Here is a 22,328-nt window from a genome sequence, read left to right on the forward strand (position 1 = left end):
CGTCAAACGCGGTACTGCTCGATGCAGGTTTCGGAGAAGGTGTGGGAGACCGTGAGCATCCGTTCGCTGCCGTCAACCGTGACCTTGATCCGGCAGTCGCTGCCGGATTCGGCCCTGGTGTAGCGGAGGAGAACCTTTGCAGCGGTCTCAAGGAGGCTGTCGTCCACCGTTCCCATGAGGACGCCGAGGGGGCTTGAGCCGTCTACCCACCGGATGGCGGCTTCGCCCGGCTGGACATGGTGAGAGAGGAGCTCGTTCTCGGCTTCGTTGCGGCCGATCAGCACCTTGGTGCGGGGGCCGACGCGGAAGTGGCGCGCGACCTTGAGCAGGCGGAAATCACGCAGGTTGAGCTGGTCCGAGTGGTCGAAGACGTCCTTGACCTTTGAGACGAAGGAGACCTCGGTGAGAAGGCAGCCGCCGGCCGGGCACGGGTAATTCTTCACATCCAGATCCTCGGCCAGTTGCATCTGCTCCTTGCGCGAGCGTCCCTGGATGGCCAGGAGCTTTTCGCGGTCGACCCATCCCTCCCGTTCGGGGAGCGTCGGCTCGAAGTGCTTGGCCGAAAGGGGGCGCAGCAGCAGCCCCTCCAGCCCGCTTTCCCGCTCGATGACGCGGAGCGTGTCCCGGCGCTGGCTCATGGGGCGCTGTCCCAGCACCTCGCCGGTGATGACGAAATCGGCACCGCTTTCGGCCATGTACTCCTTTGCCTTGCGGAGCAGGAAGATGCGACAGTCCACGCAGGGGTTCATCCCCTTCCCGTAACCGTGCCGCGGCGCGCGGACCACTTCCAGATACTCGACCCCCTTGTGCATGACCTTGATGGGGATGCCGAATTCCTCGGCCACCCGAATCGCTTCGGATTTGCAGCCGGCGTTTTTTCCCGTACAGGTGCAGAAGGGAGAGGTGAAGTTGAGGGCCTCGACCTCGATTCCCTGCTCAAGCATGACCTTGACCGCAAGGGTAGAGTCGAGTCCCCCCGAGAGGAGGGCAAGGGCTTTTCTTTTCATGTCGTCTCCTGGGGCGCCATGACGGGCGTCGGCAAACGCGGAGCCCGTTACGGAACCTGAATTTTCACGAGGGTAGCACGGGGAAGCGAAAAAAGCAAAGGGTGCCGCGTCTGAAAATAACCCTCAAGTCGCGGCAGGTTCCGGCCGATGGATGTAGAGGGAGGAGCACCCATGGAAAGCATCGTCAAGGAAGGGTCCCTCGGGTCCATTCTCTTCAAATGCCAGATCATCAGCGAGGACGACATCCGTCGGGCGCTGGACGAGCAGGAGCGCACCGGCGGCCGTTTCGGCGAAGCACTGGTGGCCCTCGGCATCGTCGCCCAGGAGGACATCGACTGGGCCCTGTCCAACCAACTCAATATTCCTTACGTACGCCTCAAGCCGACCATGGTCGATCGGGATGCCGTAGCGTTGGTCCCGGCGGCCATGGCCCGGCAGCATAATCTCATTCCCCTGATCCGGGCCGGCGAGGAACTGAGCATCGCCATTGCCGACCCGCTCAACGTGGCGGCCGTGGCGGCCGTGGAAAAGGAGACCGGGTGCGCCGTGTCCGTTTCCGTGGCGCTCATCCGGGAGATCCGGGAGATGCAGGAGCGTTTCTACGGGCCGCCCGACACGGAGGAACGCCTGGGGTTCACATCGGCGGCGTTCCCACCCCAGGTCGTGGCCGCCATGAATCACGACCTGACAGGGGGGAAGTTCCTGGACTACCTGCTGTTGTTCGTGGCCCAGCAAAAGCTCTCCTCCCTCTCGCTCCACCCCCGGGGGGACAGGGTGTCGGTGATTGCCCGGCGCGGCGGCACCACGCGGGAAGTCGGGCAGCTTGCTCCCTCCCGCTATCCCGACGTGGCCATGCATGTCAAAAAACTCGCCCACATCGATGGGGCCCGGTTCTCCGCCCGGGGGGGGATATCCTTTGCCTTGAAGGGCCGCTCCATTCCCTTCCAGGTGACAGCCCTGCGGGGAGAAGGCGGTGATCACCTCACCTTCAGAATGACGGTGGCGGCATTGTTCCCGGCCTCTCTCGCCGACCTGGGGCTGACGGACGACCAGATCCGGCAGTTTGCCGATCTGGCGGCGGCCGGCCGCGGCATGGTGGTGACCGGAGCCCGGGACCGGGAGGTTCGCCGCCGGCTCACGGATCTCTACCTTCAGGAGCATGAGGCGGAGGGAAAGACCGTGTTGGTCGTCGGCAGTGGCGCCGGCACGGGAGAGCAGCGGTTCTCCCGCATTCCGGTGCCGTCCGACACTGACCTGAGCGCCGTGGTTTCAGCCTGCCTGGAGCACGATCCGGATATCCTCGTCCTGGAGGATGTGAGTGATGGCCAGGCCTTTGCGGCCGCGTGCCGGGCAACCCTGCGGGGTAAGCTGGTGGTGGCGGGAATCGCCTGCGGCGACGCCGCCGGCGCCCTGGACCAGCTCATGGCCTTCCGGGACATGCACGTTCTCGTGCCCGCGTACCTGCGGGGAGTGATTACCTGTACGCCGGTCCGGCCCCTGTGCCCCGCATGCCGGCGGAGCGAGCCGTTTCCCGCAGCGGAGCGGGCGGCCCTGGGGATCGGTGCCGACGTCACCTCCTGCTGGCGGTCGGCGGGGTGCGAGTCCTGCGACCAGACCGGCCATGACGGCAGGCGCTACCTGCTGGATGTGCTGGTCCTGGACCACGACCTCCGGGAGCGGTTCGAGGCGGCCCGCAGCGGGGCAGAGGTGATCGAGCATCTGCGCGGACAGGGCTGGCGCGGGATCGCGGACGAGCGGCAGACCCTGCTGGCTGAAGGCACCATATCGCTGGAGGAGTATGCCTCCTCCCTGCACGGTTGACGGAGACGGTTTCATGGCACGTATCGACGCACTGTTCAAGCTGCTGAAGGAGCAGGGGGCCTCCGACCTCCACCTGTCGTCGGGGGCTCCGCCCATTTTCAGGCTCCACGGGGAGATGGCGCGGCAGAACTTCAAGGTTCTCTCCCACGAGGAACTGACGGCCATCCTCTATGAAATCCTGACCGACAAGCAGAAGGCCGATTTCGAGGAGCGGCGGGACCTGGACTTCGCCTATGCCATTCCCGGCCTGGCCCGGTTCCGGGGGAACTACATGATGACCCATCGGGGCATCGCTGCGGTCTTCCGGATCATCCCCAGCAAGATTCTCTCGGCAGACGACCTGGGCCTTCCCGACGGGGTCCGCCGCATGACCCAGTTCAAGAAGGGGCTCGTGCTGGTCACCGGGCCCACGGGGTCGGGCAAGTCCACCACCCTTGCCGCCATGATCGACCTCATCAACGCCACCCGCAAGGAGCACATCCTCACTCTGGAAGATCCTCTCGAATTCATCCACGAGAACAAGATGTCGCTCCTGAACCAGCGGCAGATCGGCGAACACTCTCTGAGCTTCTCCGCCGCCCTGCGCGCCGCCCTGCGGGAGGACCCCGACGTGATCCTCGTGGGCGAGATGCGGGACCTGGAGACCATAGGCCTCGCCATGAGCGCCGCCGAGACCGGCCACCTGGTCTTCGGCACCCTCCATACCAACTCGGCGGCCAAGACCATCGACCGGATCATCGACGTCTTTCCCACCGATCAGCAGGAGCAGACCCGGGCCATGCTCTCCGAATCCCTCAAAGGGGTAGTCTGCCAGCAGCTTCTCAAGACCGCCGACGGCAAGGGGCGGGTCGCGGCCCTGGAGATCATGCTCGGCACACCGGCCATCGCCAACCTGATCAGGGAGGGGAAAACCTTCCAGATCCCCTCCATCATCCAGACCGCCAAGCGTGACGGCATGCAGCTCATGGACCAGCATCTGCTGGACCTCTTCAAGACCAAGCGGATAACCGCCGAAGAGGCCTACCGCTGTGCCCAGGACAAGAAGCAGTTCGAGCAGTACCTGGCGGAGAAGCCGGGCCAGTAGGGGCGGCGAGGGCAGCGCCCGTCACCCGCCTACCGGTTCGGGTCTCCGACTCCATCGCCCTGGGCCAATACCCTGTCCAGCGTGATCTTGCCGCGCCATTCCTTGCCCCGATCATCAGTGAGGATCACCGTAAAGGTCGAGGGGCCGATCCACTCGAAGTGATCATCAACACCGTGCTCATGGATGCCGAATTCGGCGGCGAGCGTTGCGGCCGTGACCGCTCCCGGCGGTTTCAGGCGCTTGGCGTTGCACAGCAAGCTGTCGCGGCACTGCCCTGCCAGGATACGGTTACGCCTGATGTTGAATTCCGGCGGTTCTATGGTCAGTGCCAGCAGGTCTATGGTGACCCGGGTGATGCCGTAATAATGGGCCAGCCAGGCGTAATGTACGGCGGAAGAGGCGAACTTGTGTGCCGTGCCGCAGGCAAAGGTTTTCAGGTAGCGGCGGCTGAGTTGTTCCCGCATGGCGTCCTCGTGGGGGATTTCAGGCAGTGCATTTCTCCGTGCGATTCGACAGTAGAAATTGTCACATGAGGAGTCAAGCGAAACGATTTCCTTCCACTCCTCACAGAACCCAAACCCCGTCGGGACGATATCACCATCATCGTCATAATCGTAAAAATCTTGATAGCGAGCACAGGAGTCGCAGTCTGTCACGCAGTGATCTGAGCAGCGATGCACCTTTCTTCTCCATTACTCATTCGTTTCGAGCTGCCGTGCTGTCGTGCTTCCGGAACCTGTAGGGTGCGTCAGGGGGCCAGCGGAAATAATACCACTGCCGGTCTGGGTCATAGGTTTCAGAATACCCATGCGGATACGGCGTTTCGGCGTGCCAGACACAAAGGTCCGATTCCTCAGTGGCGGCCCGGAAACGGGCGTCGGACCTCTCGATCCGCTCCGCGAGACCGCGCGGCAGCGGCATGCCGCAGTAACCGTCAATGGCATCGTCGAGGATCTCCCGTGCCGTAAGGTCGTTGGTGTATTCCTCTATGCAATCCCATCCCTGCTCCAGCCAGGGGATCGCCTCTTCCCATCGGGAAACCGCAACTTCGAGCTGTTCTCTCAGCTCATTCTCCGTCAGCGGCGCCATTGGTTCGGACAGGGGGTCAAAATGCTTGGTGCCCCAAGAGTCAAACCGTACACTGACGATCCCCGAACCAGCAACGTCGACCACTTTTCCCAGGCCGAGCCGTTCATGCCGAACCATCATTCCCGGTTGATAGCTCTCTGTTTTCCGCGAAACCACCATTGCGTTTCCTTCTGTCTTTCAAAATGCAAAAAGGGGTACGCCCCCCATAGAGACCCATCATTGCTTCTCGCTGCTCAAGTCCTATGCCTCACATCATGACAAACATTACACACCGCCACCAAGTTTTCCTCTGTATTCGTCCCACCTTCCATGTGCATTTCCATATGGTGAAGCTCCAGGTGACGGGGATCTGAAGGATTCCACAACTCTTGGTGCCAGCCGCAATCGGCACACTTGTAACCGGACTTCATCAGGACGGCCCGCCGGATATTGTCGGGAATCACTCTGTCGTGCGGCTCGGCCTGCTTGTCCTCGACAAGCATGTAAACACCGACCGGCAGTTCCGGCATTCCCGTCGTTTTTGTAACAACCGGCCATCCCTGTTCGGTCCGCAGTTCCCGCACTCGTCGCGCCCACTCGGTCTTGTTGCCGGCGACATAGCGAAGTTCTTCACCGGTAACCTGCTTGCCGACATTGGCACGGAGAAATTCAAGGATTTTATCCCGCATCGATAGGTTATTTTTCTTTCTAATTCGGTTTGCCAGTTTCCATCGGAACGCAGCATCCCGATCATATTCCGACGATAGAAGAACGTAGTCATCCGGTTTCAGCTTCCCGAATTCAGATTCAGGGAGATCATCCACCGATTTCATCTCTTTGATCATAATCCCGGTCACAATCGCGTAGCCGGCTTCGACACGCAGCTCACGAACGCGGCGAGCCCACTCGCCTATCCCGCTATCACCATCAACTCATCGCCTGTTAAGACTGTTCGCGGATATTTAAGAAAGTACTGCTCAAGGCGGTCACGCGCGGCAGATGCAACGTCTCTGGGAATGAGGGAACTGCCCAGATCTCGGAGGAGGTGGTGCGCGGGGACCAGGGCAAGGACTTTTCGCCGGAGGTCTTCCTGCTTCAATTCGGATTCGAAGTTGCTCAGCAGTGTAACAAGCTTCCGTCTCAGCAGTTCCGGCTCATTCTCCTTCGGTCGTCTCACGTTCCGTCCCCTCCAGAAAATCATGTAACAAGTATCCCGTCTTCACGGGATCGTTGATATCACATGCCCAAAGTATCAACACATTCCAACCGAGTTCCTGCAACTGCGAAATCTTCATCGCATCCCTGCGGATGTTTCCGTCAATTTTTTCGCGCCAAAACTCCACATTGGTGGTCGGCCGTCTACTGCGTTTGCAACCTTCATGTCCGTGCCAGAAACAGCCGTGGACGAAAATCACCTTTTTAAAACGCGGCAGGACGATATCCGGTTTACCGGGCAGGTTTTTAACGTGCAGCCGGAAACGGTATCCCATCCCGTGAAGGAGCTTCCGTACTACAATCTCAGGCTTTGTATTGCCTCTTGGAATTCTGGACATAATCCAGCTTCGTTTTTCCTTGCTGAAGACGTCCGACATTCGTGAATACCTTTCGTGAGCAGCAGTGCGTATACCGCATCCGCGATCCTGGCGGCGAGTAGAGGCGGGACGGCATTTCCGATCTGTTTTGCGATTTCGACCTTGGTGCCGAGAAAAGTGAAGTCGTCCGGGAATGACTGCAGCCGCGCCGCCTCACGGTGCGTTATCGGCCGATTTTGGACCGGATGAAGATAACGTCCCTTTTCCGGCTTAAAAAATTCTGTCCTAATCGTCACCGAGGGACGATCCCACCAAAGCCGACCGAAGAGATCCGTTCCCCCCGAAGTTTTCCGTATCCAGCATGCAGGAGTCAGGTGGGGGGCAAAGCGCTGGAGATCGAAGCGGTTCATTCCCTCTTCAGGGATCGCCTTATACCTGGCTATGCTGGTCGGAGTCGGTGTGCGACCGAAATGAAGGTCCAGCGGAGGAGTAGCATCCCTGACTTCCGTTCCAACCGGTTCAGGAAGATCACTTATTGCATCTCTGACGGTCTTCCAAATGTGCGGGTTTTCAGTGTATGAATCGAACTCTTCCGAAAACGCCTTGCGATATCCGTTGTTCGGCTTGAAGTTCGTTTTTTTGGGGGGAAAAACGGCAGCAGGATTCGTGAAGCTGCAACCGATGATGAAGGCACGCCAGCGAATCTGCGGCACGCCGTAATCCGCAGCGCACAGCTTTGCCTTTCGAATCTGGAAACCCATTTCATGAGCCACATGTTTTATCTCGACGTATTCGTGGGACTCAAGAAGTTGAGGCACGTTTTCCATCACAAACACGGAGGCCCCTGATCTTTTAACGACTTCCATGAAAGGACGCCAAAGTTGCTTTCTCGGGTCCCCGTTTCGAAATTTGTTAAGAAGGCTGAATCCCTGACACGGTGGACCGCCGATAACCACGTCAGCCTTAGGGATCACCGTCTCCGGCCTTTCCAGTATTTCAACGATATCACCTACGACACAGTGATTACCGAAGTTCCGGTTGTACGTTCGCGCCGCGTACGCGTTGAAGTCGTTCGCCCAAACAGGTGTAAAGACGTGATTCGTGAATTTTGTGAAGCCAAGCGTCATACCACCTGCTCCACAGAAAAGGTCGATCACTCGCGGAGAAAACTTTTCCGGCGACAGCCGACCATGGACCCGCGCGGAATAGATTTCTTCCTCCTCAGCAACAATCGGTAAGTCTTTAATCTGATTGTTTTTTGCCATTTTTCCCCTCCGACCTATGCCGGTCCTGCCCAAATTACCTGATACATATTTAGTACGCCTGAGGCGTCAAAACTCAATAGAATTTTCCGAGTCATTGCTTCAACTTCTCTGGACGACCTTTCTATCATGCATTCTGTGACAGAAAGTGACGCAAGGACAGGAGCGGCTGAAGCTGGCGTGAAGAAGGACACGAGCCCCTACGGCTACTGTAGCAGATGTTTCCCTCATTGCCGCTGCTTTGCCATATTTACTGACGGCTCGGAACCTCCAGTAGGTTACACCGCTCGGAGAGGAAGAGCTTGTAGTCGGCGCGCTCGGCCGCGCCGAAAGCCTCCCCGCGGACAATGACGGCGGGGGTGGCTGGTGCTTCGGATATGGTTCCCTAGGGGGCACGGCATGGCAAAAACAGAGTCAATGAGCGAGATTAACCCATTGTGAGGCGGTTGTCGAGAGGGAGGCGCTTTCGGTTTTCGTCGCGTTACCGAAGTGGAGAGGGATCAAAAAAACCTTGCCAGAGCAGCAGGTCGCATGATATACAAATTGCTTCTTAGTCGGGGCGTAGCGCAGCCTGGTAGCGCACCTGCTTCGGGAGCAGGGGGTCGGAGGTTCAAATCCTCTCGCCCCGACCATAAAAAGATCAAGGGGTTACGGTGAATGCCGTAGCCCCTTTCTTCTTTTTGATCCATTCAAACCTCCCGCCTAGCGTCGTTAAAAGGGTTGTCACGCGCGGGTCGAAATGCTACAAGATTTTATTTGGCGTCATTTCGCACGGTTCTGTCTGAACTCCATGGTTAACGGTGATCTTCACGATTTTCTTGCCGAGTTGGAACGGCTCGGTGACCTTCATCGGGTGGCGGCTGAAGTCGACCCGGTGCTTGAGGTGGCCGCCATCACCGACCGGGTGAGCAAGCTGCCGAACGGGGGGAAGGGGCTTCTTTTCGAGCGCGTGAAGGGCTCCCGCTTCCCTCTGGTCACCAACGTCTTCGGCTCGGCCGGACGGGTGGCAGCCGCCCTTGGCGCGGCAACCCTGGACGACTTGACGGCGCGGATGGACGGGCTCCTCGCCGCCGTGCCCCCCGCGAAAACGGCATCCCCCCTGGAGGCGATGGCCTCCCTGGCCGAGATGCGGCGCTTTGCCCCCCTGATCGTGGAGAAGGCGTCCTGCCAGGAGGTGGTGGAGGCGCCGGACCTCCTGCGCTACCCGTTTCCGCACTCCTGGCCCGGCGACGGTGGCCGCTTCATCACCCTTCCCCTTGTTGTTACCCGTGACCCGGAGACGAACACTCCCAACTGCGGTATGTACCGCGTGCGGGTGGTGGATGGAGCCAGCGCCGGCATCCGGTGGTATGCGGGGAAGGGGGGCGAGCTCCACTGTAGGCGCCATCAGGAGCGCGGGGAGCGGATGCCCGTGGCCGTGGCCATCGGCGGCGATCCGGCGGCACTCCTGGCGGCGATCCTTCCGCTTCCCGAGGGGTTCGACGAAATGCTCTTTGCCGGTTTTCTCCGGGGCGCCCCTGGAGCTGGCGCGCTGCCGGACCAGCGACCTGCTGGTCCCAGCCGGGGCGGAACTGGTCCTGGAAGGCTATGTGGAGCCCGGCGAGACGGTCATGGACGGCGCCTTCGGCAACCATACCGGCTTTTACGCCCCGGCGGCGCCGGTGCCCCTCATGCGGCTCACCTGCATAACGCGCCGTACCGATTGCATCTGCCCGGCCACGGTGGTGGGCCGCCCCCCCATGGAGGATTGCTATCTGGCCAAGGCGGCGGAGCGGCTCCTGCTGCCGGTACTCAGGATGCGCTGGCCCGAGATCGTCGACATCAACTATCCGCTGGAATGGATATTCAACGGCGGCGCTGTTCTTTCGCTGCGGGAATGCTCTTCCTCCCGGGTCCGCCAGATCGTCACGGAACTTTGGAGCTCGGGGCTTGCCGGACCCGGCAGGCTCCTGGTGGCGGTGGACGAGGGGACGCGGGTCGATGACCCTGCCGAGGTGGCTTGGCGGGTCATGAACGCGGTGGACTGGCGGACCGATCTGATCATTGCCGAGCGTGACGCCCCAGCCGCCTGGCCCGGCCTCGGTTCGCGGCTTGCCATCGACGCCACCCGATCCGCTGCCCGCCGCTACGGAGCAGAAGAACTCGTGCCGGACCGGGAGACGGCCCGGCGTGTGGACTCGCGTTGGAGGGAATACGGATTCTGATGATGTTCCGGCTTGGCTGGGGAATACTCGTATGCCTCTTTCTCGCCTTGGCAGCGGGATGCTATCACTTGCGGCTCGAGCCGGCTACGTTGCCGGTTCAGCGGGCCGTTACGGCCCGCGCGGCTGCCGATGTCTTTGATCGGGTGCGGGATGTTCTCGTCCAGGACGGATACGCGGTGGAGCGGGCCGAGAGGCGGGACAACGGCGAGGGGGGCGTCATCACCTGCGGATACCGTCACTTCTCGACCCGGGCCGGGGGAATTTCCCAGCCGGTCGGGGGGCGCCTCTACTATCACCGGTTGATGATCACCGTGAACGGCGGCGAAGAGGGGGCCGAGATCCTCATGGAATCCACCGGCCTGGAAATCCGTTCCAGCTACGTCTATGAGGAGGGGGGCGCGGTCCGTTCGTTTGCCAAGCGCTACCCCTACGAGCAGTATCCCGGCATGTTCGACCTGAAGGCGGTGGATCGCGAACTGGCGCGGGTGAGAGGGATGCTGGAGGCTGCTCTGCGGCAGGGGGAACGATGATGGTGAGCGAGGAAGGGCTGGAGAAGGGTATGTTTGCCAAGATCAGAGTATTTCTGGAGATGATCAAGTTTTCCCACACGGTGTTCGCCCTGCCGTTCGCCTTTACCGGCGCGGTGCTGGCGGCCGGCGGCATGCCGTCGGCGCACCAGGTGTTCTGGATTCTGATGGCGATGGTGGGGGCGCGGACCGCCGCCATGGGCATGAACCGCCTGATCGACGCCGAGATCGACGCCCGGAACCCCCGTACCGCGAGCCGCGCCATCCCGGCAGGGCTCATCGGCACGGGCACGGTGATCCTTTTCATCGTGCTCTCCATTCTGCTCATGCTCTACGCTGCCTGGCAGCTCAACCCGCTCTGCCTCTATCTTTCGCCCGTGTCCCTTTTCTTTCTGTGGCTCTATTCGTACTGCAAGCGGTTCACCTCCCTGGCCCACGTGGTGCTCGGCATCTGCCTGGCAGCCGCGCCGCTGGGTGCCTGGATCGCCATCAGGGGCACGGTGGAGGTGCCGGCGATCCTGCTGGGGCTCGCGGTCCTCTTCTGGGTGGCCGGGTTCGATATCCTCTATGCCCTCCAGGATCTGGACTTTGACCGCGCCAGCGGGCTCCATTCAATCCCGGTCCGGCTCGGGGTAAACGGTTCTCTCTGGGCAGCCCGGGTCTTTCATCTGGTCATGCTGGGGCTCCTGGCCGGGCTCTACCTGAGCGCGGGGCTCGGCCCCTGGTTCCTGGCCGGCCTGGCCGCCACCATCACCATGCTCGGCTATGAGCACTGGCTCCTGCGCCACGGCGACCTGACCAAGCTCGATGCAGCCTTTTTCACCATGAACGGCTACATCAGCATCACGCTGTTCGTAGCAACCCTGGCCGATGTGCTGGCGGGACGGGGGGGCGCATGAGCGGGCGGCACGTGGTCTTGGCCATCACCGGCGCATCCGGCGCAGTGTACGGGCTTCGCCTGGGGCGTGAGCTCCTGGCTGCCGGTTGCCGGCTCACCCTCCTGATCAGCCGGCCGGGCTTTACCGTCATTCGGGAAGAGTGCGGCCTCGATTGGGGGGATTGGCCCCATGAGACCCTGGCCGCCCTGGAGGAGTACTTCCGGCCCCCCCCGGGGATGCTCGCCTACCATGCGGAGGACGATCTCATGGCTCCGGTGGCGAGCGGTTCCCGTGCGCCCGACGCCATGGTCGTTTGCCCCTGCTCCATGGGGAGCCTGGCCCGGATCGCGGCGGGCCTTTCGAGTACCCTCCCGGAGCGGTGTGCCGACGTGACCCTCAAGGAGGGGAGACCCCTGGTGCTGGTGCCGCGGGAGACCCCCTTGTCGGCCATCCACCTGGAAAATATGCTGAAACTGGCGCGGCTCGGGGTGCGGATCGTGCCGGCCATGCCCGGTTTCTACCACGGACCGCGCACCCTGGACGACCTGGTCGGTTTCGTGGTGGGCAAGGTGCTGGACGCACTTCAGATTCCCCATGAGCTGTTCACCCGCTGGGGTGACGCATCCCGGGTGGAGGAGTGATGGGATGAGCATTTCATTGGCGACACTTAGCGACAGGGTCCATGGCGGCGAACGGATCAGCGACGAGGAGGCACTGTTCCTCTTCGAGAGCCGCGACCCCCTGGCCGTGGGAGAACTGGCCGCGGCCGTGAACCGCCGCCGCAACGGCGACCGGGTCTTCTTCAACGTGAACCGGCACATCAACCACACGAACATCTGCGTCAACCGCTGCTCCTTCTGTGCCTTCTACCGCGCCGCCGACGAGCCCGGGGCATACCTCTACGACCTGGAGGAGATCCGCAACCGCGCGGCCGAGGCCCATGCCCAGGGAGCCACCGAGATTCACATCGTGGGCGGCCTCCACCCCGATCTTCCCTTCGACTTCTATCTCGCCATGCTCCGGACCGTTAAGGAGGTCTCTCCGGACCTCCACGTGAAGGCCTTTACCGCGGTGGAGATCGAGTACCTGTCGCGGCTCGCCGGCCTTTCGACGGCCGAAACCCTGGCCGTGCTGAAGGAGGCGGGACTCGGCTCGCTCCCCGGCGGCGGGGCGGAAATCTTCGCCCCGGCCGTGCGCAACCGGCTCTGTCCCGAGAAGATCTCCGGCGACAAGTGGCTGGCCATTATGGAGGAGGTCCACCGGGCCGGGCTCAAATCCAATGCCACCATGCTCTACGGCCACATCGAGAGCTACGCGGACCGCGTGGACCACATGCGCCGCCTGCGTGAGCTCCAGGACCGCACCGGCGGTTTCCAGGTCTTCATTCCCCTGGCTTTCCAGAAGGAGAACAACCCCTTGGGGCACCTGAAACGCCCCGGTCCCGGAGGGGTCGATGCCCTGCTCACCCTGGCCGTGGCCCGCATCTACCTGGACAATTTCGCCAATATCAAGGCCTACTGGGTCATGCTCGGGGTAAAGATCGCCCAGACCTCCCTGGCCTTCGGGGTGAACGATCTGGACGGCACGGTGGTGGAGGAGAAGATCGGCCATGATGCCGGCGCCGCTTCCCCCCAGACCATGGGGCGCGACGAAATCGTCTCCCTGATCCGCACGGCCGGCCGGGTGCCGGTGGAGCGGGATACACTGTACAATGAACTGCGGGTGTACTGATGCCGATACGTGCCATGGAAAAAGCCGCCGCCGGGGAACTCCTCACGCGGGCCGAAGCGCTCAGCCTCCTGACGGAGGGGGATCTCCTCGCCCTGGGCCGGCTCGCCGATGCTGTCCGCCGGAGGATGCATCCGGAGAATCTGGTTACCTTCGTGGTGGACCGCAACGTCAACTACACCAACGTCTGCGAGTCCAAGTGCAAGTTTTGCGCGTTCTACCGTGACGAGGGAGCTCCCGACGCCTATCTGCTGGCCGAGGAGGCCATCTTCGCCAAGATCGCCGAGCTGGTGGACCACGGCGGGACCCAGCTCCTCATGCAGGGGGGGCTCCATCCCCAGTTGGGGATCGACTGGTTCGAGGACCTTTTCCGGGGGATCAAGGCCCGCTTTCCGCAGGTACAGAACCATTCACTCTCGCCGGCGGAGATCACCCAGATCGCCACGGTTTCGAAGCTCACCATCCCGGAGACGGTGCGCCGGCTTCGGGAGGCGGGGCTCGACTCCATTCCCGGCGGCGGCGCCGAGATCCTGGTGGACAGCGTGCGGCAGGAAATCTCGCCCCGCAAGATCGGCTGGGAGGGCTGGGCCGCGGTCATGAGAGAGGCGGCCCGCCAGGGGATGGCCACAACGGCCACCATGATGTTCGGCAGCCGCGAGACCCCCGAGGACATCGTGGAGCACCTCTTCCGCGTCCGGGAGCTCCAGGCCGCCGGAGGGTCCTTCACCGCCTTCATCCCCTGGACCTACCAGCCGGGCAACACCGAGCTCGGCGGCACGGGGGCCACCGGCGTGGAGTACCTGAGGGTCCTGGCCCTGTCGCGGATCGTCCTCGACAATATTCCCAGCATCCAGGCCAGTTGGGTGACCCAGGGCGCAGCCATGGCCCAGGTGTCGCTCTTCTTCGGCGCCAACGACCTGGGCGGGACCATGCTGGAGGAGAACGTGGTGGCCGCGGCCGGCTGCACCTTCCGCATGAGCCGCGAGGAGATGGTGGAGCTCATCCGTGAGGCCGGGTTCCGGGCTGCCCAGAGGACGACGCTCTATTCGATAATCCGCGAGTATTGACTTGAATAAGCAGTTGAAACACAGAGCAACAGAGCAAAATCTGGAAGAGCCTCCGTTCAAGTTCAACTTCGCCTCTTGATGGCATAAGGCAGAATGTTACCGACGCGCTGAATTCTCTGCTACCCTGCGTTATTGCCGCAGTTTAATCCCATGACTGGAGTTTTCCTTGCCTCTGCAACCCGCTTCACCCGAGATCATCACCACCGTTGACGGAGTGCGCCGTCTTGCCGACCGCCTCGGGCGCGAGCCCATCGTGGCCTGCGACCTGGAAGCCGATTCCATGCACCACTATCAGGAGAAGGTCTGCCTGATCCAGTTCGCGGTGCCCGGCTACGCCGCCATCGTCGACCCCCTGGCCGCACCGGACATTTCCCCGTTGGCTCCACTGTTTGCGAACGCCGCCATCCGCAAGGTCTTCCACGGGGCCGACTACGACATCCGCTCCCTCCACCGGGATTTCGGCATGAAGGTGAACAACCTTTTTGACACCATGATTGCCTGTCAGTTGCTGGGCGAGCGGGAGTTCGGCCTGGCCGCCCAGTTGCGCAAGCGATTCGGCGTGGAGTTGGACAAGCAGTACCAGCGGGCCGACTGGAGCAGGCGCCCCCTCACGCCAGGGATGATTGAGTATGCCGTGAAGGACACGACGCTCCTGATCGAGCTGTACCGGCAACTGGCGACCGATCTGGAGGCAAAGGGGCGACGCGGCTGGGTGGAGGAAGAGTGCGAGCTGCTGTCGCGGGTGAGGGTGACGGAGCGGGGCGACGAGCCGTTCTTTCTCCGGTTCAAGGGGGCATCCCGGATGGATGGCCGGACCCTGGCGGTTCTGGAAGAACTCCTGGCATTCCGTGACGGACGGGCCCGCCAGGTGGATGTGCCGCCGTTCAAGGTGCTGGGGACCGATACCGTGCGCGAGTTGGCCGAGCGGCGGCCCCGCCTTCCGGAAGAGCTGCAGGGAATTACCGGACTTACGGACAAGGTCGTGGCCCGCCACGGCGAGGGGATTCTACGTGCCATTGAGCGGGGGTGCGCGGTGCCGGAGCAGCAGTTGCCGGCGTATCCGCGGGAGGAGCGCCGCAAGATGGAGCGGGGGGAAGAAGAGCGGCTGAAACGGCTCAAGGAGTGGCGGACCGAACAGGCGGGCCGGCTCGGCATTGAGCGGGGTACATCGCCAACAACGCCCTGCTGGAAATGGTGGCCATCCAGGCCCCCCGCACCATGGGGGGCCTGGATGGCCTGACCCCCATGCGCTGCTGGCAGCGGAGCGAGTTCGGTGAACAGATTCTGTCTGCCGTGGCCCCGAGGCGCTGACGCTACCTACTTTTTCCCCTCCTCTCCGGCATCGTCGTCGAAAAGGGAGTCAAAATCGCTCCCTGGAAAAGTATCAAGCCCCGCCTCCGGCCCCTTGGGGACGGCGGGCGGGGTCTCCGTCTTTGCCTCTCCCTCGTCCCAACTGAAGCTTTCCAGGTCAAAGTCACCGGATGCGGCCGGCTCCGCTGCGGGTGCGGACGTGTCTCCGAATCCGCCGAAGCTGTCGGTCGGCACGTCCCAGGGGCTCTCCATTTCCTGGACCGGCGCGGCCCCGGCGGTGGTTGCCGTGATTTCGCTGCTGTCGCCGGTCTCCAGGAGCGCGGCGAAATCTGCGGTGCCGGCAGTGGCGTCAATGGGTGAGGGAGCAGGGGCGGCGGGTGCCGCTGGGGAGGCGCCAAAGGAAACGTTGCCCAGGTCAAGCTCGTCGGCTGCCGGTTCCGTCGGTGATGACGAGAGCCCCAGGTCAAGGTCGGAGAAGATGTCGTCGCCCGGCTTGAAGGACTCCGGTGTGGCCGGAATCTCCCAGGTGAAGCTTTCTTCGGCGTTCGCAGCACGTGCTGCCGACGGCGCTGCAACAGCGGCGATTGGTGCCGCTGCGGTCAGTCCCGCCAGGGGGAGCACCACGGCCCGGATGCCGTGTGCCTGCTTGAAGGCGGAGAGGTCGTGGCTACACTTCTTGCACGTGTCGAGGAATTCGAAGCTGTTGTAGCCGCACTTGGGACATTTCATCGTGGGAACTCCTTGTGCGGCCGGCTTCGATGCTGGCCGCTATGGTATCGGTTGCGCCGGGGCGGGCCAAGGATGGGGCTGGCCGCCCAGGTCTCCGTATAGGTATTGCAGTATCGCCACCAGGGCGATGCCGGCGGTTTCGGTTCTGAGAATCCGACGGCCGAGGGTGACGGGAACGAATCCCGCTTCCCGGGCCTCGGCTGCCTCGGCCGCCGTGAGTCCTCCCTCGGGGCCCACCACCACGGCGATGCGTCTCGGCGCCGGCGTTGCGGCCAGGACTCCGGCGAGGGTCGTGGTCCGTTCGTCCTCCCAGAGCAGAAGCTTCAGGTCGTGGTCCGTTCCCCGAACCGCCTCGGCCAGCCCCCGCGCCAGTTGTACCCGGGGTACCGCCGGACATCCGGCCTGGCGGGCTGCCTCTCCGGTCACCCGTTGCCAGCGCCGCAACCGTTCCTGCTCCCGCTCCGGCGAAATGCGGGGCACCGAGCGCTCGGCCAGGAAGGGGACCACTTCGGATACGCCGAGTTCAGTGGATTTCTGCAAGATGAGTTCCATCTTGTCGCCTTTGGGCAGACCCTGGCAGAGGGTGAGCCAGAGGCCGTCTTCATCCCCCCTGACCTGCCGCCGCTCGCTGATGATCACCGTCAGGCTGTCCCGCTCCACGGCCGTGATGACTCCCGTGCATTCGATCCCTTTCCCGTCCGCGAGAATGACCTCGGTGTCAATTTTCAGACGAAGCGACCGGGCCATGTGACGAAAAAGGTCTCCCCGCACAACCACGTTTTTACCCGACAGATCCAGGTCCGTGTCGATAAACCGGCGCATGCTCATCCCCTGTTCCGGTATACGAGACAACTCCATTCCCCTTCCCGGGAGGTTGCCACCAGGGCGAGGCCGCTCCGGTCGAACCCCTCGACGACAAAGGTTTCCCGCTCCGTGAGGATGCCCGAAAGGATCAGGTGCCCGCCGGCAGCGACCTTTGCGGCCAGGTCCCCGGCCATGCGGACCAGGTCTTCGGCCAGGATATTGGCGAGCACCACGTCGAAGCGTCCCGGAATCAGGGCCAGGGGGGTGGTGACCAGCTCCACCTCCACGCCGTTGAGGGCGCAGTTCTCCCCGGCCACGATCACGGCGTCCGGGTCGATGTCGGTGCCGATCACCTGTCGCGCCCCCAGTCGGACGGCCGCGATGGCCAGGATGCCCGACCCGGTTCCCACGTCGAGCACCCTGTCGGGGCATCCGAGCGTTTCCAGGGCCTCCAGGCAGAGTCGCGTGGTGGGATGTGTGCCGGTGCCGAAGGCCATGCCGGGGTCCAGTTCGATAACCCGGTCTCCCGGTTCGGGGGTGAACGGCTCCCAGGTGGGCTTGATGACCAGGTGACGGCCGATGCGGGTGGTGACGAAATGTTGGCGCCAGCCGGTGGACCAGTCCTCGTCGCGGATGAGGGTGACGGTGGGGATGGGGATGGGGGCGCCGCCGAAGGCGGTCGCGTTGTCGCCGAGGAACCGCTCGATCCGGGCGAGCTGCCCGGCCATGTCCGTTGCCGGGTCGAAGTAGGCCCGCACGGTGGCGGTGTCCGGCTCCTCGATGCCGTCCAGGGTGAAGGTGTCAAGTGCCCGGTTGTCGATGCTGACACCGTTGCCGGAGAGTTCCACGAGAAAATCGGCCAGCAGGTCCACCAGTCCGGCCGGGACCTGGCAGCAAACTTCGGCCCATTGTTTATCCATGCCTATACCTCGGTATGTTTGTGTCTGCCAGGGGCGGCAAGGTGTGCTAAGGTAGCAGAACTAAAAGATTATGACAATAAAAACCTTGACAAACCGTCCGGCCCGGGTTTTAATTCTCATTAAAATAGATTCGGTGGTTCCCATGGACTTGGAGCGGATAAAGAAGGAACTGATCGCCTTTGTCGACGCCCGACGCGACGATTTCATCCACGTGTCCGAGGAGTTGTTCCACAATCCCGAAACCGGGCTCAACGAGGTGCGAAGCGCGGCCCTGCTGACCGATCGTCTCGAAGCCGAGGGGTTCCGGGTAGCCCGCGGGGTGGCGGGGCTGCCCACGGCGTTCCGGGCCGATTCCGGCGAAAAGGGGCCGGCCATCGGCATCATCGCCGAGATGGATGCCCTGCCCGGGCTCGGCCACGCCTGCGGCCACAACGTGATCGCGGCGGCAGCCCTGGGCGCCGCCATTGCCCTGCGCCGCGTGCTTCCCGCCGACGCGGCGCGCCTCGTGGTCCTGGGCACGCCAGCGGAGGAGATCGGGGTCGGCAAGGTTGAGATGATCCGGCACGGGATCTTCGACGATGTGGAGTTCGCCATGATGGTGCACCCCTCGTCCCGGCGATACGTCATCAAGCACTACCTGGGGCTTGCCAAGATCCGGTTCGTCTTCCTGGGCAAACCGGCCCACGCCGCCGCCTATCCCGAAGAGGGGATCAATGCCCTGGACGGCGTGATCCAGCTCTTCAACGCGGTCAATGCGCTGCGCCAGCAGCTCCGACAGGACGTGCGGGTCCACGGCATCATCACCGACGGGGGCGTCGCGCCGAACATCATCCCCGAGAGGCATCGGCGTTTTTCTACGTGCGGGCCGACGACATGGCGGAACTGGAGCGGGTCCAGGAGCGGGTCATCGCCTGTGCCCGGGGTGCCGCCACCGCCACCGGCTGCGGGCTGGAGATCGAGGAAGACCCGCGGGTCATGGCTCCCCTGAAGGTGAATTACCGTTTTTCGGACCTCTATGCCGAACAATTGGCATATCTGGGGCTGGAGCTCTCCGAGAGCAGGCCCGACCGGAACAAGGGGTCGTCGGATATCGGCAACGTCTCCCAGATCATGCCGACCATCCATCCCCACGTCCCCATCGGGGAGGGGATCAATATCCACAGTGACGCCTTTGCCCGGGCCACGGTCTCGGCCCGGGGAAAAGCCGCCGTCGTGGAAGGGGCCACCGCCCTGGCCCTGACCGCTGCCGAACTGATCGCTCGCCCGGAGCTGCGGGAAGAGATCCTTCGGGAGTTTCGCGGCTGAGACCCCTGCAATCCCCTCATCCGCTCGCGCCTGGGGGAAAAAGGAAAAAGCCTCAGGGAGCGGTCATTTTTTTGCCTTGCGGGAAAAAGATGGTATACCTTAATGAAAAATCGTTCGAGTCGGTGCCGGGACTGATATGAAGAGGAGCATCAAGCACATTTATCTGCTGTCTGATGCCACGGGTGAAACCGTGGAGCGGGTCGTGCGCGCCGCCCTTTCCCAGTTCCGGGACGTGGAGGCGCGCTTCCACCGGGTGACGCGGATCAGGAGCCGCGAGGATGTGATCTGGGCGCTGGGGGAGGTGCTGCGCGAGCCGGGAATGGTGGTCTACACCCTGGTCGACACGGAACTGGCCCAACTGCTGCGGGACGAGGCCGAAGCCCACGGGCTCGATGCGATCGACCTGATCAGCCCGCTCCTGTTCAAGCTGTCTGACTTTTTCGGCGAAGCGCCCCAGAAGGAGCCGGGGCTCCTCCACCAGATCAACTCCGAATACCACAAACGGGTGGATGCCGTCGACTTCACCGTAAAGCACGACGACGGCCAGGACCCGCGGGGGCTGGCAAAGGCGGATTTCATCCTGGTGGGGGTGTCGCGCTCGTCCAAGACGCCCCTCTCCATGTACCTGGCCCACAAGGGGTACAAGGTGGCCAACGTTCCCATCGTGAAGGGGATCGATCCGCCGCCTGAGCTCTACAAGGTGGACCAGAAACGGGTGGTGGGCCTGATCATCGATGCCGAACGGCTCGTGCAGATCCGCACCGCCCGCCTGAGGAACCTGGGGCAGATGCCCAGGGGGAGCTATGCCGATTACGAACGGATCGAAGAGGAACTGGAATTCTGCCGCAGGCTCTACCGACGCAATCCCCAGTGGCTCGTCATTGACGTGACCAAGAAGTCGGTGGAGGAGTCCGCGGCCGAGATCATACAAAAGCTCGGTGGTTAAAGAACCCGCCCCGATGGGCGGAGACGGAGTCAAGAAAGGAGCGCTCAATGAAGGTTCTCGTGGTCGAAGATGAGAAGAAGGTGTCCAGCTTCATCAAGCGGGGGCTTGAGGAGGAGAAGTATGAGGTCGATGCCGCGTTCAACGGCGAGGAGGGGCTCAAGATGGCCCTGGACAAGGGCTACGACCTGATCGTTCTCGACGTGATGCTTCCCAAGAAGGATGGCCTCAGCGTGGTACGCGAACTGCGGGAGCGCAAGAACAGCACACCGGTTCTGATGCTGACGGCCAAGGACTCGGTGGAGGATATCGTGGCCGGCCTCGATTCGGGATCCGACGACTACCTGACCAAGCCCTTCGCCTTTGCTGAGCTTCTGGCGCGGGTCCGGGCCCTGGTGCGCCGCAGCGAGCAGGATCGCGGGGCGGAGATCCGCTTTGCCGACCTGCGGCTCGACCCGGTGACCCACAAGGTCTGGCGCAAGGACAAGGAGATCGATCTCACCGCCAAGGAGTATTCGCTGCTCGAGTACTTCATGCGGAATCCCAATCAGGTCCTTACCCGCACCATGATCGCCGAGCACGTGTGGGACTACACCTTTGACAGCTTCACCAATATCATTGATGTCTACGTCAACTACCTGCGCAAGAAGATCGACCGGGAGTCCGACAAGAAGCTCATCCACACCGTCCGCGGTGTGGGCTACATCCTGAAGGAGGAGGATTGATCGTTGTTTTTCAGGTCAATCCGCTTTTCGCTCACCCTCTGGTATGCGGTGACGCTCGCGGTCATTCTGGTCCTGTTCAGCTCCTTCATCTACCTGGTTCTGAGCAATCAGCTCAACAAGGAGATCGACCGTGAACTGCTGACCGTGGCCGAGGCCGTGGCAAGCCCCACTCTGGAGCCTTTCCGCCATGCCGCGCCGTCGGTCTTCGACCAGGTGCTCGAAGACTTCATCGGCACGCGCCTGACGGGCAAGCACGTGCAGGTGCTCGACGGCTCCGGCGCGGTTGCCGCCTCGTCCAAGAGCATGGAGGAGCTCCGCATCCCGTTGGGCAAGACCGCGTTGCGGCGCGTCCAGGCCGGCAAGGTTTCCTATGAGACCAGGGTCAACCTGGATGTCTATCCGGTCCGCACCATCGTGTACCCCATCATGACCGACAGCCGGCTCGACCAGATCGTTCTGGTCGGCACATCCATGCGGGGACCGGCTGAGACCCTTGAAAAGGTCCAGCTGGTCTTTGCCGTCTCCATCCCCCTGGCTCTTATTCTCTGGAGCCTGGGCGGATGGTTCCTGGCGGGCAGGGCGCTGAAACCGGTTGACCTGATCACCCGCAGCGCCCGCAAGATTACGGCGGAAAACCTGGGACTGCGCCTGGAGGTCATCAATCCCCAGGACGAGATCGGCCGGCTCGCCACCACGTTCAACGATACCCTGGAACGCCTGGAAAACGCCTTCAACCGGATCAGGCAATTCACCGGCGACGTTTCCCACGAGCTGCGGACTCCTCTCACCATTCTGCGCGGCGAGGCCGAGGTGGGGCTCAAGTGGGCCAAGGAGCCGGAGGAGTTTCGCGAGCTTCTACGCAGCAACCTGGAAGAGATCAACCGGATGTCCAAGATCATCGAGACGCTCCTGGAGCTCTCCCGGGTCGAGGGGGGAGTCAAGCTGGAACTCGCCGACCTGGACCTGAGCGACCTCCTTGCCGAACTGGTTCAGCAGTCGCGTCTCATCGCACCGGACAAGAATCTCCGCATCGCCTTCGTGGGGCAGGAGCCGGTTACCATCCTCGGCGACTGGCTTCGGCTGCGCCAGGTTTTCATGAATCTGCTGGACAATGCCGTCAAGTACACCCCTGCCGAAGGAGAGATCTCCGTGGTGGTCGATACGACCGGCGACAGTGCCCGCGTAGCGATCATCGACAGCGGCCCGGGCATTCCCCCCGAAGATCTGTCGCACATCTTCGAGCGGTTCTACCGGGTCGACAAGGCCCGCAACCGGGCCGACGGCGGTTGCGGCCTGGGCCTCTCCCTGGTCAAGACGTTCGTGGAGGCTCACGGAGGACGCATCGAGGTGGTGAGCGAAGCGGGCACGGGGAGCGTCTTCACGGTCCTGCTGCCACGGATCGTCACCGGATGA

At 62.7% G+C, this 22,328-nt stretch carries 18 protein-coding genes, 1 tRNA gene and 4 pseudogenes; 14 read left to right on the forward strand and 9 right to left on the reverse strand.

Annotated elements, in window-relative coordinates:
* Positions 1-2: 2 nt before the first annotated feature.
* Positions 3-1,007, reverse strand: a complete 1,005-nt coding sequence (locus A2G06_01980) for a thiamine biosynthesis protein ThiI (protein ANA39361.1) — start codon at positions 1,005-1,007, stop codon at positions 3-5.
* Positions 1,008-1,178: 171 nt separating this feature from the next.
* Here A2G06_01980 and A2G06_01985 point away from each other — a divergent pair, with 171 nt between their 5' ends.
* Both A2G06_01985 and A2G06_01990 read left to right on the forward strand, forming a co-directional pair.
* Positions 1,179-2,828, forward strand: coding sequence for a pilus assembly protein PilB (locus tag A2G06_01985; GenBank protein ANA39362.1), 1,650 nt, complete (start codon positions 1,179-1,181; stop codon positions 2,826-2,828).
* Positions 2,829-2,841: 13 nt separating this feature from the next.
* Positions 2,842-3,912, forward strand: coding sequence for a type IV pili twitching motility protein PilT (locus A2G06_01990; protein ID ANA39363.1), 1,071 nt, complete (start codon positions 2,842-2,844; stop codon positions 3,910-3,912).
* Between the two features lie 29 nt (positions 3,913-3,941).
* Here A2G06_01990 and A2G06_01995 read toward each other — a convergent pair whose 3' ends face one another.
* The 5 genes and pseudogenes from A2G06_01995 to A2G06_02015 all read right to left on the reverse strand — a co-directional run bounded on the left by A2G06_01995 (position 3,942) and on the right by A2G06_02015 (position 7,777).
* Positions 3,942-4,376, reverse strand: a complete 435-nt coding sequence (locus A2G06_01995; protein ANA39364.1) for a hypothetical protein — start codon at positions 4,374-4,376, stop codon at positions 3,942-3,944.
* A 232-nt stretch (positions 4,377-4,608) separates the two neighbouring features.
* A complete protein-coding gene (locus tag A2G06_02000; GenBank protein ANA39365.1) occupies positions 4,609-5,160 on the reverse strand; it encodes a hypothetical protein in 552 nt (183 codons plus the stop codon).
* A 74-nt stretch (positions 5,161-5,234) separates the two neighbouring features.
* Positions 5,235-6,181 (reverse strand): annotated as a pseudogene (locus A2G06_02005) (HNH endonuclease).
* Positions 6,135-6,533, reverse strand: coding sequence for a very short patch repair endonuclease (locus A2G06_02010; GenBank protein ID ANA39366.1), 399 nt, complete (start codon positions 6,531-6,533; stop codon positions 6,135-6,137). Before A2G06_02010 ends, A2G06_02005 begins: the two are co-directional and overlap by 47 nt.
* Positions 6,491-7,777 carry a cytosine methyltransferase gene (locus tag A2G06_02015; protein ANA39367.1) on the reverse strand — a complete coding sequence of 429 codons (1,287 nt, stop codon included), beginning with the start codon at positions 7,775-7,777 and terminating at the stop codon, positions 6,491-6,493. Before A2G06_02015 ends, A2G06_02010 begins: the two co-directional genes overlap by 43 nt.
* A 552-nt stretch (positions 7,778-8,329) precedes the next feature.
* Between A2G06_02015 and A2G06_02020 the strand changes: the two genes are divergently transcribed.
* The 8 genes and pseudogenes from A2G06_02020 (at position 8,330) to A2G06_02055 (ending at position 15,489) form a co-directional block, all read left to right on the forward strand.
* A tRNA-Pro gene (locus tag A2G06_02020) sits at positions 8,330-8,406 on the forward strand.
* 158 nt (positions 8,407-8,564) lie between these two features.
* Positions 8,565-9,978 (forward strand): annotated as a pseudogene (locus A2G06_02025) (menaquinone biosynthesis decarboxylase).
* A complete protein-coding gene (locus tag A2G06_02030; GenBank protein ANA39368.1) occupies positions 9,978-10,508 on the forward strand; it encodes a hypothetical protein in 531 nt (176 codons plus the stop codon). The pseudogene A2G06_02025 and the gene A2G06_02030 overlap by 1 nt, the downstream one beginning before the upstream one ends.
* Positions 10,508-11,404 carry a 4-hydroxybenzoate octaprenyltransferase gene (locus tag A2G06_02035; protein ID ANA41568.1) on the forward strand — a complete coding sequence of 299 codons (897 nt, stop codon included), beginning with the start codon at positions 10,508-10,510 and terminating at the stop codon, positions 11,402-11,404. The genes A2G06_02030 and A2G06_02035 overlap by 1 nt, the downstream gene beginning before the upstream one ends.
* Positions 11,401-12,024 carry an aromatic acid decarboxylase gene (locus A2G06_02040; protein ANA39369.1) on the forward strand — a complete coding sequence of 208 codons (624 nt, stop codon included), beginning with the start codon at positions 11,401-11,403 and terminating at the stop codon, positions 12,022-12,024. The genes A2G06_02035 and A2G06_02040 overlap by 4 nt, the downstream gene beginning before the upstream one ends.
* A 4-nt stretch (positions 12,025-12,028) precedes the next feature.
* Positions 12,029-13,114 (forward strand): aminofutalosine synthase MqnE, encoded by a 1,086-nt coding sequence (locus tag A2G06_02045; protein ANA39370.1) that lies wholly within the window; start codon positions 12,029-12,031, stop codon positions 13,112-13,114.
* The gene (locus A2G06_02050) at positions 13,114-14,178 is read left to right on the forward strand and encodes a dehypoxanthine futalosine cyclase (protein ID ANA39371.1); all 1,065 of its coding nucleotides are present in this window, start codon (positions 13,114-13,116) and stop codon (positions 14,176-14,178) included. Before A2G06_02045 ends, A2G06_02050 begins: the two co-directional genes overlap by 1 nt.
* A 166-nt stretch (positions 14,179-14,344) precedes the next feature.
* Positions 14,345-15,489: pseudogene (locus tag A2G06_02055) on the forward strand (3'-5' exonuclease).
* Between the two features lie 6 nt (positions 15,490-15,495).
* On the opposite strand, the gene A2G06_02060 reads toward A2G06_02055, so the two are convergent.
* Genes A2G06_02060 through A2G06_02070 form a run of 3 tightly spaced genes read right to left on the reverse strand, consistent with a single transcriptional unit; the run spans position 15,496 to position 17,942 of the window.
* Complete coding sequence (locus tag A2G06_02060; protein ANA39372.1) at positions 15,496-16,218, reverse strand: hypothetical protein; 723 nt, start codon at positions 16,216-16,218, stop codon at positions 15,496-15,498.
* A gap of 39 nt (positions 16,219-16,257) precedes the next feature.
* Positions 16,258-17,040 (reverse strand): 16S rRNA (uracil(1498)-N(3))-methyltransferase, encoded by a 783-nt coding sequence (locus A2G06_02065; GenBank protein ANA39373.1) that lies wholly within the window; start codon positions 17,038-17,040, stop codon positions 16,258-16,260.
* A gap of 2 nt (positions 17,041-17,042) precedes the next feature.
* Entirely contained in the window at positions 17,043-17,942 is a 900-nt protein-coding gene (locus A2G06_02070) for a ribosomal protein L11 methyltransferase (protein ID ANA39374.1), read from the reverse strand.
* A gap of 142 nt (positions 17,943-18,084) precedes the next feature.
* Between A2G06_02070 and A2G06_02075 the strand changes: the two are divergent.
* The 4 genes and pseudogenes from A2G06_02075 to A2G06_02090 all read left to right on the forward strand — a co-directional run bounded on the left by A2G06_02075 (position 18,085) and on the right by A2G06_02090 (position 22,328).
* Positions 18,085-19,247 (forward strand): annotated as a pseudogene (locus A2G06_02075) (hydrolase).
* A gap of 136 nt (positions 19,248-19,383) precedes the next feature.
* Positions 19,384-20,193 (forward strand): phosphoenolpyruvate synthase regulatory protein, encoded by an 810-nt coding sequence (locus A2G06_02080; GenBank protein ID ANA39375.1) that lies wholly within the window; start codon positions 19,384-19,386, stop codon positions 20,191-20,193.
* Positions 20,194-20,240: 47 nt separating this feature from the next.
* Positions 20,241-20,915, forward strand: a complete 675-nt coding sequence (locus tag A2G06_02085) for a DNA-binding response regulator (protein ID ANA39376.1) — start codon at positions 20,241-20,243, stop codon at positions 20,913-20,915.
* A 3-nt stretch (positions 20,916-20,918) separates the two neighbouring features.
* Positions 20,919-22,328, forward strand: a complete 1,410-nt coding sequence (locus tag A2G06_02090; protein ID ANA39377.1) for a two-component sensor histidine kinase — start codon at positions 20,919-20,921, stop codon at positions 22,326-22,328.

This window comes from Geobacter anodireducens (genome assembly GCA_001628815.1).
GTDB lineage: Bacteria > Desulfobacterota > Desulfuromonadia > Geobacterales > Geobacteraceae > Geobacter > Geobacter anodireducens.